At 61.9% G+C, this 16,935-nt stretch carries 15 protein-coding genes; 8 read left to right on the top strand and 7 right to left on the bottom strand.

What is annotated here, in order from left to right; all coding sequences use genetic code 11:
- Nucleotides 1–174 precede the first annotated feature (174 nt).
- Both AC6I6U_RS09125 and mqo read left to right on the top strand, forming a co-directional pair.
- Entirely contained in the window at nt 175–408 is a 234-nt protein-coding gene (locus tag AC6I6U_RS09125; protein WP_497881633.1) for a hypothetical protein, read from the top strand.
- A gap of 731 nt (nt 409–1,139) precedes the next feature.
- Nucleotides 1,140–2,648, top strand: a complete 1,509-nt coding sequence (gene mqo / locus AC6I6U_RS09120) for a malate dehydrogenase (quinone) (RefSeq protein ID WP_497881632.1) — start codon at nt 1,140–1,142, stop codon at nt 2,646–2,648.
- Between the two features lie 69 nt (nt 2,649–2,717).
- Here the strand turns inward: mqo and AC6I6U_RS09115 are convergent, their stop codons facing one another.
- A complete protein-coding gene (locus AC6I6U_RS09115; RefSeq protein ID WP_497881631.1) occupies nt 2,718–3,005 on the bottom strand; it encodes a PA4642 family protein in 288 nt (95 codons plus the stop codon).
- A gap of 62 nt (nt 3,006–3,067) precedes the next feature.
- A complete protein-coding gene (locus AC6I6U_RS09110) occupies nt 3,068–3,562 on the bottom strand; it encodes a hypothetical protein (protein ID WP_497881630.1) in 495 nt (164 codons plus the stop codon).
- Between the two features lie 146 nt (nt 3,563–3,708).
- Here AC6I6U_RS09110 and glsB point away from each other — a divergent pair, with 146 nt between their 5' ends.
- Nucleotides 3,709–4,617, top strand: coding sequence for a glutaminase B (gene glsB, locus AC6I6U_RS09105; protein WP_497881629.1), 909 nt, complete (start codon nt 3,709–3,711; stop codon nt 4,615–4,617).
- A gap of 40 nt (nt 4,618–4,657) precedes the next feature.
- Here the strand turns inward: glsB and kdgD are convergent, their stop codons facing one another.
- Nucleotides 4,658–5,569, bottom strand: coding sequence for a 5-dehydro-4-deoxyglucarate dehydratase (gene kdgD / locus AC6I6U_RS09100; RefSeq protein ID WP_497881628.1), 912 nt, complete (start codon nt 5,567–5,569; stop codon nt 4,658–4,660).
- Between the two features lie 225 nt (nt 5,570–5,794).
- On the opposite strand from kdgD, the gene AC6I6U_RS09095 reads away from it, so the two are divergent.
- Nucleotides 5,795–7,444, top strand: coding sequence for a phospholipase (locus AC6I6U_RS09095; protein WP_497881627.1), 1,650 nt, complete (start codon nt 5,795–5,797; stop codon nt 7,442–7,444).
- A gap of 14 nt (nt 7,445–7,458) precedes the next feature.
- Complete coding sequence (locus tag AC6I6U_RS09090; RefSeq protein ID WP_497881626.1) at nt 7,459–7,659, top strand: hypothetical protein; 201 nt, start codon at nt 7,459–7,461, stop codon at nt 7,657–7,659.
- Nucleotides 7,660–7,747: 88 nt separating this feature from the next.
- On the opposite strand, the gene AC6I6U_RS09085 is transcribed toward AC6I6U_RS09090, so the two are convergent.
- From AC6I6U_RS09085 to AC6I6U_RS09070, 4 genes are all read right to left on the bottom strand, one after another.
- A complete protein-coding gene (locus AC6I6U_RS09085; protein WP_497883007.1) occupies nt 7,748–8,497 on the bottom strand; it encodes a FadR/GntR family transcriptional regulator in 750 nt (249 codons plus the stop codon).
- Between the two features lie 71 nt (nt 8,498–8,568).
- Complete coding sequence (locus AC6I6U_RS09080) at nt 8,569–10,302, bottom strand: ABC transporter ATP-binding protein/permease (protein WP_497881625.1); 1,734 nt, start codon at nt 10,300–10,302, stop codon at nt 8,569–8,571.
- Nucleotides 10,303–10,399: 97 nt separating this feature from the next.
- Nucleotides 10,400–10,960: a response regulator transcription factor gene (locus AC6I6U_RS09075; RefSeq protein WP_010452445.1), complete on the bottom strand. Its 561-nt coding sequence runs from the start codon at nt 10,958–10,960 to the stop codon at nt 10,400–10,402.
- The gene (locus tag AC6I6U_RS09070; RefSeq protein ID WP_497881624.1) at nt 10,957–12,216 is read right to left on the bottom strand and encodes an ATP-binding protein; all 1,260 of its coding nucleotides are present in this window, start codon (nt 12,214–12,216) and stop codon (nt 10,957–10,959) included. The genes AC6I6U_RS09075 and AC6I6U_RS09070 overlap by 4 nt, the downstream gene beginning before the upstream one ends.
- A 218-nt stretch (nt 12,217–12,434) precedes the next feature.
- Here AC6I6U_RS09070 and AC6I6U_RS09065 point away from each other — a divergent pair, with 218 nt between their 5' ends.
- The 3 genes from AC6I6U_RS09065 (at nt 12,435) to AC6I6U_RS09055 (ending at nt 16,736) form a co-directional block, all read left to right on the top strand.
- Nucleotides 12,435–13,145 (top strand): SIMPL domain-containing protein, encoded by a 711-nt coding sequence (locus AC6I6U_RS09065; protein ID WP_497881623.1) that lies wholly within the window; start codon nt 12,435–12,437, stop codon nt 13,143–13,145.
- A gap of 105 nt (nt 13,146–13,250) precedes the next feature.
- Nucleotides 13,251–14,852, top strand: a complete 1,602-nt coding sequence (locus AC6I6U_RS09060) for an ABC transporter substrate-binding protein (protein WP_497881622.1) — start codon at nt 13,251–13,253, stop codon at nt 14,850–14,852.
- 258 nt (nt 14,853–15,110) lie between these two features.
- Nucleotides 15,111–16,736, top strand: coding sequence for an ABC transporter substrate-binding protein (locus tag AC6I6U_RS09055; protein WP_497881621.1), 1,626 nt, complete (start codon nt 15,111–15,113; stop codon nt 16,734–16,736).
- Nucleotides 16,737–16,935: the final 199 nt, after the last annotated feature.

Below are 16,935 nucleotides of genomic sequence, written 5' to 3'. Positions count from 1 at the left end.
CCAGTATAGCCGGGCGCGGGCGCCGCGAACCAGACATCGCCCGGCGGCGGCTCGCAGATCTCGTCACCAGGTGCCATGTAACATTTATTTCACCAGCCTTACACGGCCACGTAACCACTGCGGTTCAACATCATGGACATCACGGAACAACAGGCAACGGCAGGTAATACACTCATGGAATTCCTCTGGCAGTTGTTCTTCCCCAGCAAGCCCAAGCGCAGCTTCGCCCGGCTCGGTGCCGACGGCCGTTGCCAGGCCTTCAAGCAGTGCGACCTGCCGCCATCCGGCGATGGCTGGGTCGAAATCGAGGAAATCCGCCTGACCTGGCTGCACCAGCCGCTGCCTGCCAGTGCCCGTGTCAGCCCACGCGTCAGACACTCGCGCCGACCGCTACCGTTGACCATCTGACCAGACGGCTAATAAAAGTCATTCAACAGGGTCATTTCTGCGCATTTCTTGGTTACAATCTCCCCCCGATTATAAGGACGTCTCCTGATCGGGCCTCGCAGTACCGCTGATGCACCTGCATTGGCTCCCCGCACCGCCCACAGAGAGCCGCCCACACAGATCGAGTGAAGTCGGCGTGCTTGCTGCTGAACCTGCAAACCACCGTTTCTACCGAATCTGCCAGAGCTGCCTTGTGCTCGTTCACTGAGCTGTTTGCCCGTACGCCAGCCTTGTTTTCCGGCCGGCATTTGCTTCGCGGGCCCGGTGACAGGCCGCGGTAGCCCTTTTTTGAGGTTCACGTCTTCAAAAGAGCGTGAAAAAACGGGTATTCACTACTTCACGAGAGTGTGGCGAGCAAATGAAAAGTTTTGCGTCTGGAAATGCACCATTAGCGTCCTTAACGACCCGATCACACAGGACCCGATATTCCCAGGCAGGTGCTTGAGGCCTGTCCGACTACGGATTTGGTTGCACGATCGGATGCTCTCGACCATAAGTCGAATTGCCGGAGGTCGCCCGAAATGCGTTCATACGCACTTCAAGCCCACCGACAGCGTCCGCTGAAGTTGCAAAGAATTGCGAAAAATCGGACATGGCGAACCTGGCCATGAGTGACACCGGGCTGATGTTGCCCTGTCAATTCCTGGCGGCCATGCCGTCAATGTGGTGCTGCAGATTTTGGAGACGCGTTAATGGCGCATAACGAAGCAGTCGATGTGGTCCTGGTTGGGGCTGGCATCATGAGTGCGACCCTCGCGGTGCTGCTCAAGGAGCTCGACCCCGCGATCAAGCTGGAAGTCGTCGAGCTGATGGATTCCGGTGCCGCGGAGAGTTCCAACCCGTGGAACAACGCCGGTACCGGCCACGCCGGGCTGTGCGAGCTGAACTACACGCCGCAGGCCGCCGACGGTTCCGTCGACATCAAGAAAGCCGTGCACATCAACAGCCAGTTCGAAGTGTCCAAGCAGTTCTGGGCCTACCTGGCCAAGAAGGGCACCTTCGGCTCGTGCAAGTCGTTCATCACCCCGGTGCCGCACCTGAGCTTCGTCCAGGGCGAAAAAGGCATCGACTTCCTGAAGAAGCGTTTCGAGGTGCTGCACCAGCACCACGCCTTCTCCGACATGGAATACACCGAAGACCGGGCGAAAATGGCCGAATGGATGCCATTGATGATGCCGGGGCGTCCAGCCGACGAGCCGATCGCCGCGACCCGCGTGATGAAAGGCACCGACGTCAACTTCGGCGCGCTGACCAACCAGTTGCTCAAGCACCTGACCAGCGCCCCGGACACCCAGGTCAAGTACTGCAAGCGCGTGACCGGCCTCAAGCGTAACGCCAACGGCTGGACCGTGAGCATCAAGGACGTCAACAGCGGCAGCAGCCGTGAAGTCGACGCCAAGTTCGTCTTCCTCGGCGCCGGCGGTGCCGCCCTGCCCCTGCTGCAGGCCTCGGGCATCGAGGAAAGCAAGGGCTTCGGTGGTTTCCCGGTCAGCGGCCAGTGGCTGCGTTGCGACAACCCGGAAGTGGTCAAGCATCACCAGGCCAAGGTCTACAGCCAGGCCGCCGTCGGCTCGCCGCCGATGTCCGTGCCACACCTGGACACCCGCGTGGTCGATGGCAAGAAGTCCCTGCTGTTCGGACCTTATGCCGGCTTCACCACCAAGTTCCTCAAGCACGGCTCGCTGATGGACCTGCCGTTGTCGGTTCGTGCCGGCAACATCGGCCCGATGCTGGCCGTGGCCCGCGACAACATGGACCTGACCAAGTACCTGATCAGCGAAGTGATGCAGTCGATGGAGCAGCGCCTGGAATCCCTGCGCCGCTTCTACCCCGAGGCGAAAGCCGAGGACTGGCGCCTCGAAGTGGCCGGCCAGCGGGTGCAGATCATCAAGAAGGACCCGAAGAAAGGCGGCATCCTGCAGTTCGGTACCGAACTGGTGGCAGCCAAGGACGGTTCGCTGGCGGCCCTGCTCGGCGCCTCGCCAGGTGCTTCGGTGACCGTGTCGATCATGCTGGAACTGATCGAACGCTGCTTCGCCGACAAGGCCAGGGGTGAATGGGCGACCAAGCTCCAGGAGATCTTCCCGGCACGGGAAAAGGCCCTGGAAACCGATGCGGCGCTGTATCGCCAGATCAGCGCCCAGAACAACATCAGCCTGGAGCTGGTGGAACCGAGCAGCGAAACCGAAAGCTACGCCTGAGGTTTTCGCGCCATGAAAAACGCCCCGGCCTGTTGAGGTCCGGGGCGTTTTTATTCGGCTGTGGAAAACTCAGCCGCGAGCGTTATTGATCAGCTCGATGTAGTCCGGCGCATTGCGCTGGTCCTGGATCAAGGTCACGAAATCCTGGCCATGCTCGTCCTTGCCGTCGAAGTCGTAGCCGGCTTCCTTGAAGAACACCAGGAAACGCTCGAAGTCGTCGATGCGCAGGCCACGATAGGCCTTGATCAACTTGTGCAGGGACGGCGAAGTTGCATCGGCCGGTTCGAAGTCGAGGAACAACTTGATCTGCGCATCGCCGATCTCGTCACCAATCACCTGTTTCTTGTCTTTGCGCATTACCGGCTCCAGCCACAGATATTACACGGGGCGGGCAGTTTACCCTCGCATCTGCTCCGCTCTCAACGAGTACGAACTGATCCGGTATGCAGGTCGGCCCAGATGTGGCCGTTGGCATAGGTCAGGAACTGGCAGTACACCGTGTCATTGCGCAGCAGGTCCATGACCACCCGGTACTGGGTCAGCGGGTAATACAGGTTGAGGGTCTTGCTCGCCTCGTCGAATGTCGGCTTCTTCAGGCTCTTGCTCTCGCCGTCGAAGCTGACCAGTACCTGGCTGACCGTAGCGCCCTTGCTCAGCGGCTTGCCCTTGAGGCGCACCAGCAAGGGCGAGGTGACCGGGATCGGCTGCTGGTTGGACTGGCGCTGGCTGCCGATCACCACCGAATACTCGGTGACTTGCAGTAGTTGCTGCTGCTCGGGCTCCGCGCTACGCAGGGACAAGTCGTCCGGTGGCAGGTATTGCGCATGCGCCGGCGCGCTCGGTGCGGCGTCGACGGTCAGGGGCAGTCCGGCGAACATCAACAGCGTCGCAGCATGACGGATCGAAAGGGGCATGGCAGGCTCCAGGGCGCTTGGCAGGGCACTCTAGCACAGAGCATCGCGCCGCCAGCGCGAAACAAAAACTGTGCTCCAAAGCCCGCGCCCGACGTCTAGCAGCTTGTAGCCCCGCAACCCTGCGGGAAGTGACTGCGAGCCCGAGCATGCAAGCGCTGTTGAACGAAATTCTCGATGAAGTGCGTCCCCTGATCGGCCAGGGCAAGGTGGCCAATTACATCCCGGCGCTGGCCGACGTGCCGGGCAATCAACTGGGTGTTGCCGTGTACAGCAACGACGGCGAGCTGTACTACGCCGGCGATGCGCAGACGCCCTTCTCGATCCAGAGTATTTCCAAGGTGTTCAGCCTGGTCCAGGCGATCAACCATTCCGGCGAGGCGATCTGGGAGCGCCTGGGCCACGAGCCCTCTGGCCAGCCGTTCAACTCGCTGGTGCAGCTGGAATTCGAACGCGGTCGGCCACGCAACCCGTTCATCAACGCCGGCGCCCTGGTGATCTGCGACATCAACCAGTCGCGCTTCGCCGCGCCGACCCTGTCGATGCGCGATTTCGTCCGGCGCCTGTCGGGGAACATGCAGGTGATGGTCGACGGCAAGGTCGCCGACTCGGAATACCAGCACCGCGCGCGCAACGCGGCGATGGCCTACCTGATGCAGTCGTTCGGCAACTTCCACAACGATGTCGAGTCGGTACTGCGCAGCTACTTCAGCCACTGCGCACTGCGCATGAACTGCATCGACCTGGCCCGGGCGTTCTGCTTCCTGGCCAACGACGGTTTCTGCAAGCACAGCGGCGAGCAGGTCCTGACGCCACGCCAGACTCAACAGGTCAACTCGATCATGGCCACCAGCGGGTTGTACGACGAGGCCGGCAACTTCGCCTACCGGGTCGGCTTGCCAGGCAAGAGCGGCGTGGGGGGTGGGATTGTCGCGGTGGTACCAGGGCGGTTCACCGTCTGCGTGTGGTCACCGGAACTCAACACCGCCGGCAACTCGCTGGTAGGCATGGCGGCATTGGAACTGCTGAGCCAGCGCATCGGCTGGTCGGTGTTCTGACTCAAGGCCGTGCGCGATGCACGGCCTTGTTCATCGCGTATTACTGGGCGCCCTGCTTGCTCATCAACTCGGCCAGTGCCTCGTATTCCTGCGCGGTCAGGTCGGTCAGCGGAGTACGCACCGGGCCTGCGTCGTAGCCGGCGATCTTCGCGCCCGCCTTGACGATGCTCACGGCATAGCCGGCCTTGCGGTTGCGGATGTCCAGGTACGGCAGGAAGAAATCATCGATGATCGTGGCGACGGTGGCGTGATCGTCGCGGGCAATCGCGTGGTAGAAATCCATCGCGGTTTTCGGGATGAAGTTGAACACCGCCGACGAGTAGACCGGAACGCCCAGGGCCTTGTAGGCCGCCGCGTAGACTTCGGCGGTCGGCAGGCCACCCAGGTAGGTGAAGCGATCGCCCAGGCGGCGGCGGATCGACACCATCAGCTCGATGTCCCCCAGGCCGTCCTTGTAGCCGATCAGGTTCGGGCAACGCTCGGCCAGCTGTTCCAGCAGGTCGGCGTTCAGGCGGCAGACGTTGCGGTTGTACACCACCACGCCGATCTTCACCGACTTGCACACCGCTTCAACGTGAGCGGCCACGCCATCCTGGCTGGCTTCGGTCAGGTAGTGCGGCAGCAGCAGCAGGCCCTTGGCGCCCAGGCGCTCGGCTTCCTGCGCGTATTCGATGGCCTGGCGGGTCGAGCCACCGACACCGGCGAGAATCGGGACACTGCCCGAGCAGGTGTCGACAGCGGTTTTCACCACTTCCGAATATTCGCTGGCGGCCAGGGAGAAGAATTCACCGGTACCGCCGGCGGCGAACAGCGCCGTCGCGCCATAGGGTGCCAGCCACTCCAGGCGCTTGATGTAGCCAGCGCGATGGAAGTCGCCCTGGGCATTGAAATCGGTAACCGGGAAAGACAGCAGTCCGGAAGAGAGGATGGACTTCAGTTCTTGTGGATTCATTATTCGAACACCCTGGAAAGCACGTTGTGGTGAAAACGATGAGCGCCGTCGCTCAAGTCGTACGTTATCGTACAACTTAAATTGCAAAGGTCAACAGCAATTGATCAGGATCACTCCGCAGACTTTTCCGCCCTTGACGTAGGAAATATTCCATCTATGCTCACATTTAACTGTATATACATACAGTTAAATTAAACAAAACGATGACATATCAAGGAGCTAGAAATGTCAGCCATTGAACGCACGCAGCAACGAAACCTGCTGCACGACGGCAAACTGATTGCCGAACTGGACAGCCTGTTCACCGAACAGGGCATTCCCCTCCCCGGCAACGGCAGTACCGTGGTACTGCTCGCCGAAGGGCATCACGCCCTCCGGCATCACCGCCCCGAGCAACTGCCGACTGAACCTGCAGCCAAACTCAAGGGATCGCCCCAGGTCCGCTTCGAAGGCGGCGAACACACCGCCATCGGCGACGCCACACTGCTGCGCTTCGCCGAGGATGCTCCGGCCATTCCCGCCTGGCAGGTGGAACTGCACCTGGCCAACGGCCTGGCCTTGACCTATGGCCAGGTGATTGCCCTGGGCGGCGACTTCTACGGCATCCCGGATCGGCCGATCGCCGGCGGCAACAGCCCGCAGGAGCGCCAGACACGCTTTCGCGCGGCATTCGACTCGCTGGCGGTGCTGCCCACGTCCCGGGAAGAGGCGCAGAAAATCCTGCAAGTGATGAAAACCGAGATCAACGCCACGAGCCAGGCGATCCGCGATGGCCGACCAGCGCACGAGGCTTATGACGAATTGGGCGATACCCTGTCGGGCGAGTGGAACAAGATCACCGGCGGCGGCAGTTTTGCCTCCCCGCTCTTCCCTCTCGGGCGCTACCTGAAATTGGCTGCCAGCAACTGGGACCACTTCGGTTCATGGGCCCTGCTCGCCTACCAGGCCGGACATGCCGTGGCCTTGCAACAGGCAGTGGTGGCCCACCAGAGTGGCCGTGACCAGGACCTGGAACTGGCCTACGCGCTGAACGCCTTCGCCGACCACTTCCTCACCGACCTGTTTTCCGCCGGTCACCTGCGCGTCCCCCGCAAACAACTGGCCGACACGGTCACGCCCAGCGATGTCGGCTCGCTGATTTCGCGTTTCATGCACGACGAAGACAGCCAATACGGCTTGAAGGTCAGCAACGCCCGCGGCGAGCGCTGGAACTGCTACGGCGACAAGCGCTACTTCGACACCCTCGACGACAGCAATCGGCGACAAGTCAAACAGGCGGTACAGCAGTCGGCGGACGAAGTGTTCGCGGCCTACCTCAGCGGCACCGTGGTGCCTGTGGAAAACTATGCCGCCCTGGGTTCGGTGCCTGACTTGGCGAAGGTCGAAGACAGCCAGGACCGCCTGAACTTCGCCCCGCTGTTCGCCCTCAAGGGCAAGACCGTGATGCGCCGCAAGGACGTCAACGACCTCAATGACCGCAACCAGAGTGACAGCTGGTGGGGCTGGAGCACCTATCTGCTGCTCAAGGACTACAAACCGAACAAGCCCACCGGCTACCTCAATCCGCCCGACGCGGCCCCGACGATCCAGGCCGATGGCTGGCAGAGCCGCACCGCCAGCGAACCCAACTGGCTACCAGGCAACGCCGTGCGCTACGCCTTCAGCTACAGCAAGGGGTTGGACGAGTCCTACATCGGCCCCTGGACGGCCTATGCCGAACTGACCGATCGCTTCCAGCCGACCCTGAACGTGCCGGCCAATGCCGCCGCCGGGGCGAGCGGGCGCAACCTGTTCCGGCAGTTCCGTGGCGGCTCGCCCGAACTGATCGGCACGCTGGACAACCAGGCGACAACCTTTATCGACACCCATCAATGAAAGGGAGATCAGCGATGACCTTTACCGCAAGACTCGAACTGGCTTCCGGCCAGTCACTCAAGGATATGCCGCTGGAACTGCTGGCCGATGGCGTGGCAGTCGCCAAGGCGAAGGCGGATGAAACCGGGAAAGTGCTGTTTGACGTGTCGGCGAAAGCCACGCGCTGGGCGGTACGCGTGGATCGCTCGATCCTGGAGGCGCAAGCGGTCGATTGAATCGAGTTGTCGCTATTGGCGGGCAAGTCGGAATGCCGCACCACCTGCCGCTACAGGCTGCGGCTTGCTCGCGAATGACGATCCAGACCTAGCCCTTCTGCGCCTCGGCCTCTTCATGGGCCTGGCGCAACCGCTCGCGGCTGTTGGTCAGGTGCAGGCGCATCGCCGCTCGTGCCGCATCGGAATCCTGGCGGGCGATGGCTTCGTAGATTTCCTCGTGCTCGCGCCCCAGTCGAGTCATGTAGTGCTGCTGGTCGTCATGGGCCAGGCGCGCGGAGTTCAGCCGGGTACGCGGAATGATGCTGGCGCCCAGGTGGGTCATGATGTCGGTGAAATAGCGGTTGCCGGTGGACAGCGCGATCTGCAGGTGGAACTGGAAGTCCGAGGCCACCGCGTCGCTGGCATGCGCCACGCTGTCACTCAACGCATCCAGCGCCGCACGCATGGCCGCCAGTTGCTCCGGCGAACGCCGTTGCGCCGCCAGGCCGGCCGATTCCACTTCCAGGCTGATGCGCAATTCGAGGATCGCCAGCACGTCACGCAGGGTCACCACCGTCGCCGGGTCGATACGGAAACCACTCGGGCTCGGCGTGTCGAGCACGAAGGTGCCGATGCCGTGGCGGGTTTCCACCTGCCCGGCCGCCTGCAGGCGGGAAATCGCCTCGCGCACCACCGTCCGGCTGACGCCGTGGGCGTCCATGATCGCTGACTCGGTAGGCAGCTTGTCGCCGCGCTTGAGTTGACCGTCACGGATCTGCTCGGTCAGGACCGTGACCAACTCCTGGGCAAGACTGCGGCGCTTACGAGGTGCGCGGAGCGCGGCGCTCTGGTTTTCCATATCGAACATTTATCTCGGCTGAACGGCTGAGCCCCATCATAGCTCAACGTGGTTGTACGATCACCGTCTGGCTACGCGCCAACCGGCTCCTGAGTGACCAGATGTCCCTGTTCGATACGCAAATGCCGCGGATGGAACTTCTTCAGGCTGCTGCGGTGGCCAACGCTGACGATACCCAGGCCGGGGATCTGGTCGATCAATGCCTGGTAGAGCGTCGCTTCGTCTTCTTCATCCATGGCCGAGGTCGCCTCGTCCATGAACAGCCATTGCGGGGCATAGAGCAAGGCCCGGGCAAACGCCAGGCGCTGCTGCTCACCCGGCGACAGCATACGCTGCCAGTGATTGCTTTCGTCCAGGCGCGACACCAGATGGTGCAGGCGGCAGGTCTCCAGCGCATGAACATAACGCTCTTGCGCATGGGCGTCACCTGCTTGTGGATAACTCATCGCCTCCCGCAGGCTGCCGATCGGCAGGTAGGGCTTCTGCGGCAGGAACAGAGCGCGCGTGGCCGGCAGGCGGATGGTGCCATGGCCATCGGTCCAGAGGTTGCCCATGGCCCGGAACAGCGTACTCTTGCCACTGCCGGAGCGGCCGCTGAGCATCACCCGTTCACCGCCGGTGACCACCATGTTCGCGCCCGCCAGCAACTGGCGTTCGCCGCCCAGTTCCAGGTCGAGATCCTGCACACTGAGCACCTCGCCTTCGCTGCGCACGTCGATGGTCCGGACCTGCTCCTCGTTGTCGCTCATGGCCTGGCGAAAACTCAGCAGACGGTCACAGGTGGCGCGCCAGGCGGCCAGGTCCGAGTAGGCGGTGATGAACCAACTGAAGTTCTCCTGCACGTTGCCGAACGCCGAGTTGATCTGCATGAGTTCGCCCAGTTGGATCTTGCCGGCGAAATAACGCGGGGCGGCCACGATGAACGGAAAGATCGTGGCGATCTGGCCATAGCCGGCGGTGAAGAACGTCAGGCGCTTGGAGACCCGCATGATGTCCCAGAAGTTGTGCCAGACCTTGCTGAAACGAGCGCTCAGGCGGCCGTTCTCGTTCGGTTCGCCGTTGAACAGCGCAATGCTTTCGGCGTTCTCGCGCACCCGGATCATGGAGAACCGCAGGTCGGCCTCGAAGCGTTGCTGCTGGTTGTTCAGGCCGATCAGGCGATAGCCGATCAGGTGCGTCAGCCAACTGCCGACGGCCGCATACAGCAACGCGCACCAGAACATGTAGCCGGGAATGGTGATGCCGAAGACTTCGATGCTGCCGGAAACGCCCCACAGGATGATCGAGAACGACACCAGGCTGACCACGGTACGGATCAACCCCAGCCCCAGGCTCAGGGTGGTGGAGGTAAAGCTGTTGAGGTCCTCGGAAATCCGCTGGTCGGGGTTGTCGGTGTAGCCGCCCTGCTCCAGCTGGTAGTAATTCTTGTGGCCGAGCCAGCGCTTGAAGTGCTGCTCGGTGAGCCAGTTACGCCAACGGATCGTCAGCATCTGGGTCAGGTACAACCGATAGACCGCGCCGAAAATCGCCACGGCGGCAATCCCGCAGAAGTACAGGATCAGGTGCCAGAAAGCGCCCTCGTCCTTCTGCTGCAAGGCATCGTAGAAATCCTTGTACCAGCTGTTGATCCAGACCGAGATCGCCACGCTGAACAGAGACAGGACGATCACCGCCAGCAGTAACAGCCAGGCCTTGCCCTTCTCTTCACTGCGCCAGTACGGCACTGTCATTTGCCAGACCTGGCGGAAAAACCGTCCCTGCACGGCATCATTGACCGCGGAATACTCGGCGTTCTTCTCAGTCATACTTCATGCTCGGTTAGCGTAGGAAAAATCACCAACCGATCATAGATGATTCGGACACACCAACGCGCTGCCCGAGCAGGGTTCGTTCAGCGCCGGTTCAGCGGCGCACCGGCCGTTTTTGCAGTTTGCGCTGCAGGGTCCGTCGGTGCATGCCCAGGGCACGGGCCGTGGCGGAGATGTTGCCTTCGTGCTCGGTCAGCACGCGCTGGATGTGCTCCCACTGCAGGCGATCCACCGACATCGGGTTTTCCGGCACCAGGGTGTCGAGGTCGGCGTGCTCGGAGAGCAGCGCCGCCAGCACGTCATCGGCGTCCGCCGGCTTGCACAGGTAGTTGCAGGCGCCGCGCTTGATCGCTTCCACTGCGGTGGCGATGCTGGAATAGCCGGTCAGGATCAGCACGCGCATCTCGGGGTCCAGCTCCAGCAGCTTGGGCAGCAGTACCAGGCCGGAATCGCCATCCATCTTCAGGTCCAACGCGGCGTAGTCCGGCAGGTCCTGCTGGGCCAGGATCAGCCCCTCTTCGGCGGAACCGGCGATGCTGACGCGGAAGCCGCGACGGCTCATGGCGCGTGCCATCACGCGGGTAAAGGTGGCGTCGTCATCCACCAGCAACAGGTGCGGCAGTTCCTCGCCTTCGACCTGGATCTCGTCACTCATGCTTCGTCTCCTCGGGCAACACGGGGCAGGCGCAGCTCGGTGAGCGTGCCGCCTTCCTCATGACTGTAGAGTTTCACCGAGCCGCCGGCGCGTGTCACGCTGGCCTTGCTCAAGAACAGGCCAAGGCCGAAGCCCTTGCCCTTGGTGGTAAAGAACGGCTTGCCGATCTGCTCGGCGATGGCCAGCGGCACACCGGCGCCGTGGTCGCGAATACTGATGGTGAGGTTCTCCTCGTCCCAGTCGAGTCGCACTTCCAGGCCCTCGGGGCAGGCGTCGGCGGCGTTGTTCAACAGGTTGAGCAGGGCCTGGGTCAGGTCAGGTGGTGGCGCCAGGCGCGGCACCTCGCCCTGGCCCAGGCGCTGGAAGCGGTAACTGGCCTCCGGGCGCATCAGGTGCCAGCGGTTCAGCGCCTCGTCGAGCCAGACGGTGACGTCCTGCATCTCCACCGCCAGCCGGCGATTGGCCTCGGCGGCGCGCACCAGTTGCTGCAGGGTTTCCTTGCACAGCTTGACCTGGTCCTGGAGCACGCTCAGGTCATCCTGCAGCAGCGGGTCCGGATGGTCCTGGCGCATCTCCTTGAGCAGCACGCTCATGGTTGCCAGCGGAGTGCCCAGTTCGTGGGCAGCACCGGCTGCCTGGGTGGCCACGGCGAGCAATTGCTGGTCGCGCAGGCCTTCCTCGCGGCGCAGGGCGCGCAACTCTTCCTGGCGACGCAACTCCTCGGCCATCTTCGCGGCAAAGAAGGTGATCACCGCGGCGGCCAGGGCGAAGCTCAGCCACATGCCGTAGATCTGCAGTTTCTCCCGCGAGATCGGGAAGGTTTCCAGCGGATAGAACTGCACCAGCAGCAAGGTGTACAGCACCAGCGCAACACCGGAGAGCACCAGCGAGAAACGCCAGGGCAAGGTCACCGCGGCAATGGTCAGCGGCACCAGGTAATAGGAAACGAAGGGGTTGGTCGAACCGCCGGAGAAGTACAGCAGCGCGCTATGGATAAACAGGTCGCAGGCCAGTTGCACGGCGTATTCGAGTTCGGTGACCGGCCAGGTGGTGCGCAGGCGCACGACGGTGAAGGCACACAGCACCGCAGAGCAGACCAGCGTGGTCCACAGTTGCAGCCAGGGCAACGGCAGCAGTTCGAAGCCGTAGGCTATGCCTACCGAACCGGCCTGTGCAGCCAGCACCAGGATACGGATGAACGTCAGGCGCCAAAGGTTCTGGCGAGTCGCGGACAGCAATTGAAAGGGGGCGAGCATGAGCTCTCCTGATGAGCGCTCCAGGCGGACCTCCACGAGTATACCGAAGCCGGGCGCCTGGCAGGCAAAAGTGCGGCAAACGGCCACATCTCCCGCAACAGCTCCTTGCATATGTATAGAAGTTGTAATTGGGTGAACCCGGATATAAAAGCTAGAGTCTGATGGATTCACGCGACATCGCCCGGCGATCATCGCGTCCCGTATCTCAAGGAGTCTCTATGCAACGGTTCACTCGCAGCGCCACCCTGATCGCCCTCAGCACCGCCACCCTGGCCAGCCTGCCGGCGCTGGCTGCCGATGAGCTTCATTACAACCAGGTCTCCCTGCGTGCCGAAGCCAGCCAGGAAGTGGCGCGCGACCTGATGATCGTCACCTTGTACACCGAGGCGCAGAACGCCGACCCGGCCAAGCTTGCCGCACAGATCACCACCACCATGAACAAGGCCCTCGGCCAGGCCCGGGAAGTCAAGGAAGTGACCCTGCGCCAGGGCTCGCGCAACAGCTACCCGATCTACGACAGCAAGTCCCAGAAGATCACCGGCTGGCAGGAGCGCGCCGAACTGCGCCTGGAAAGCGCGGACTTCGCCGCCCTGTCCAAATTGACCGGCGACCTGATGCAGACCCTGAAGATGGACAGCATGAACTTCTCCATCTCCAACACGGCGCGCAAGACCAGCGAAGACGCCCTGGTCAAGGATGCGGTCAGCGCCTTCAAGGCCCGCGCCCAGATCGCCACCGAGGCCCTCGGCGGCAAGAGCTACAAGATCGTCAACCTGAACCTCAACAGCGGCGGTTATCCACAGCCCTACGCCCGTGCGCCGATGATGATGAAGGCGGCGGCCATGGATTCGGCGCCGGCACCAGAAGTCGAGGCCGGCACCAGCGAAGTGAAGATGAGCGCCGACGGTGTGATCGAAGTCCTGCAATAAGCCGGTTGAAAGCCCTCACAAGTGCTTTCTAAGCGGCCTGGAACGGCGGTAACCTCGGTGACCGCCGTTTTTTTTCGCCCGTTGAAAGCATTCCCAGGGGACTCCATGGAAAGAACCGTATTCAAACCGCTGCTCCTTGCCGCCGGCCTGCTGGCCTGTGCACCGCTGGCCCAGGCCGCCAGCACCCTGGTCTACTGCTCGGAAGCCAGCCCGGCCGGCTTCGACCCCAGCCAGTACACCAGCGGCACCGATTTCGATGCATCGGCAGAAACCGTGTTCAACCGCCTGACCCAGTTCAAGCGCGGCGGCACCGAAGTCGAACCCGGCCTGGCGACGAGCTGGGAAGTCTCCCCGGATGGCCTGGCCTACACCTTCCACCTGCGCCCAGGCGTGAAGTTCCACACAACCGACTACTTCACCCCGAGCCGCGACTTCAACGCCGACGACGTGCTGTTCACCTTCAATCGCCTGCTCGACAAGGACATGCCGTTCCGCAAGGCCTACCCCTCCGAGTCGCCGTACTTCACCGACATGGGCCTGGACACCACGATCAAGAGCGTCGAGAAACTCGACGACAAGACCGTGCGCTTCAACCTGAACAATGTCGATGCGGCCTTCGTGCAGAACCTGGCGATGAGTTTCGCCTCGATCCAGTCCGCCGAGTACGCCGCCAAGCTGCTCAAGGAAGGCAAGGCCGAGGAACTCAACCAGAAACCGGTGGGCACCGGGCCGTTCGTGTTCAAGCGCTACCAGAAGGATGCGCAGATTCGCTACGCCGCCAACAAGGCCTACTGGAAGCCCGAGGACGTCAAGCTCGACAACCTGGTCTTCGCCATCACCCCGGACGCCGCCGCCCGCCTGCAGAAGCTCAAGGCCGGTGAATGCCAGGTGAGCGGCTACCCGCGTCCGGCCGATATCGAGGTGATGAAACAGGACCCGAACCTGCAGGTGCTGCAGCAGGCCGGTTTCAACCTCGGCTTCCTGGCCTACAACGTGACCCACAAGCCGCTGGACCAGCTCAAGGTCCGCCAGGCGCTGGACATGGCCATCGACAAGCCGGCGATCATCAAGGCGGTGTACCAGGGTGCCGGGCAACTGGCGCAGAACGCCCTGCCGCCGGCGCAATGGTCGTTCGACCCGAACATCAAGGACGCGCCCTACGACCCGACCAAGGCCAAGGCACTGTTGAAGGAAGCCGGTGTCGCGCCCGGCACCAGCATCGACCTTTGGGCGATGACCGTACAGCGGGCGTCCAACCCGAACGCACGGATGTCGGCGCAGATGATCCAGCAGGATTGGGCCAAGGTCGGGATCAAGGCCAACATCGTCAGCTACGAATGGGGCGAGTACATCAAGCGCGCCAAGAATGGCGAGCATGACGTGATGATCTATGGCTGGACCGGCGACAACGGTGACCCGGACAACTGGCTCGGCGTGCTGTACAGCTGCGCCGCAGTCAAGGGCAGCAACTACGCCAAGTGGTGCAACCCGGACTACGACAAACTGGTGCAGAAGGCCAAGCTCTCCAGCAACCGCGACGAGCGGGTGAAGCTCTACCAGCAGGCGCAGGAAATCCTCAAGCAACAGGTACCGATCACGCCGATCGCCAACTCGACGGTGTTCCAGCCGCTGCGCAAGGAAGTGCACGACTTCAAGATCAGCCCATTCGGCCTGACACCCTTCTACGGCGTGAGTCTGGATAAGTAACACCCCGCCCCAACCGGGTGCGCCAGAAGCCCCGGTTGCCCGCTCGCAGTGCACCGTTTGCACCGGAAAAACCCGATGCAAACGGTCAAATGCGTCAATATTTATACAAATGCGACATTCGTGTACGTTCGTGCCACACTTTGAGACTTGCGGCCTCTCTGCATCTTGCAATGGGTACAGGGCCTGCATAAGTATCCGCAGGTCGACTCACGAGGTCGTCCTCACAACCAAAAATGACAACAAATCATGAGGCCACCAATGCTTAAAAAAGCAGTCATTCCGTTTTTAGTTGGCGCAGGCCTCCTGGCCAGCGCACCGTTCGCCCTCGCAGCGACCAACCTGGTGTACTGCTCCGAAGGGAGCCCGGCCGGTTTCGATCCAGGCCAATACACCGCCGGAACCGACTTCGATGCCTCTGCCGAAACCGTCTTCAACCGTCTGAGCCAGTTTGAACGTGGCGGCACCGCCGTGATTCCTGGCCTGGCGACCAGTTGGGACATTTCGCCCGATGGCCTGACCTACACCTTCCACCTGCGTGAAGGGGTCAAGTTCCACACCACCGACTACTTCAAGCCGACGCGCAACTTCAACGCCGACGACGTGCTGTTCACCTTCAACCGCATGCTCGACAAGGACATGCCGTTCCGCAAGGCGTACCCGACCGAATTCCCGTACTTCACCGACATGGGGATGGACACCAACATCGCCAAGGTGGAAAAACTCGACGACCATACCGTCAAGTTCACCCTCAAGACCGTCGACGCCGCCTTCATCCAGAACCTGGCCATGAGCTTCGCCTCGATCCAGTCCGCCGAGTATGCCGACAAGCTGCTCAAGGAAGGCAAGGCCAGCGACATCAACCAGAAACCGATCGGCACCGGCCCGTTCGTGTTCAAGAGCTACCAGAAAGACTCCAACATCCGCTACACCGGGAACAAGGACTACTGGAAGCCTGAAGACGTCAAGATCGACAACCTGATCTTCGCCATCACCACCGACGCCTCGGTGCGGATGCAGAAGCTCAAGAAGAACGAGTGCCAGGTCAGCGTCTATCCGCGCCCGGCCGACCTCGCGCCGCTCAAGGCCGACCCGAAACTGCAGATGCCAAGCCAGGCCGGTTTCAACCTGGGCTACATCGCCTATAACGTGATGCCGGTACTCAAGGGTGAAACCGCCGCCAACCCACTGGCCGACCTGCGTGTTCGCCAGGCGCTGGACATGGCCGTGAACAAGCCGCAGATCATCGAATCGGTGTACCAGGGCGCCGGCCAGCTGGCCGTCAACGCCATGCCGCCGACCCAATGGTCCTACGACACCACCATCAAGGATGCCAAGTACGACCCTGAGAAAGCCAAGCAGCTGCTCAAGGAAGCGGGCATCAAGGAAGGTACCGAGATCAAGCTGTGGGCCATGCCGGTCCAGCGTCCGTACAACCCGAACGCCAAGCTGATGGCCGAAATGCTCCAGTCCGACTGGAAGAACATCGGCTTGAACGTGAAGATCGTCAGCTACGAGTGGGGCGAGTACCTCAAGCGTGCCAAGGCTGGCGAGCAACAAGCCATGATCATCGGCTGGAGCGGTGACAACGGTGACCCGGACAACTGGCTGAACGTGCTGTTCGGCTGTGATGCCATCAACGGCAACAACTTCTCGAAGTACTGCACACCGAAGTACGACGGTCTGATGAAAGAGGCCAAGTCGACCTCCGACCAGGCCAAGCGCACCGAGCTGTACAAGCAGGCCCAGCACATCCTCAAGGATGACGTCCCGTATACACCTATCGCGCACTCGACGGTGTATCAACCCATGAGCGCTACCGTGAAAGACTTCAAGATCAGCCCGTTCGGCTTGAACTCGTTCTACGGCGTCAGCGTCAGCAAGTAAGGTCACGCGCAGGTGACGGGCGTCATACGTCACCTGCGCGCTACCCGCCAGAATTGCAGGAATTGCCCTCTCGCTGAGTGTCCGACCTAGGAAGGATGAGTCAGAAGCGCAGTTATTTCCTACAACTCTCTCAGGCTCTACGCATTTACCGCAGTGACTTGGCGCCATAACGTCGGGACATCACTGACAAATGCTGACG

This window comes from Pseudomonas sp. UTLPPB19802 (assembly GCF_059730225.1).
This window is presented reverse-complemented; position numbering and strand designations above follow the sequence as displayed.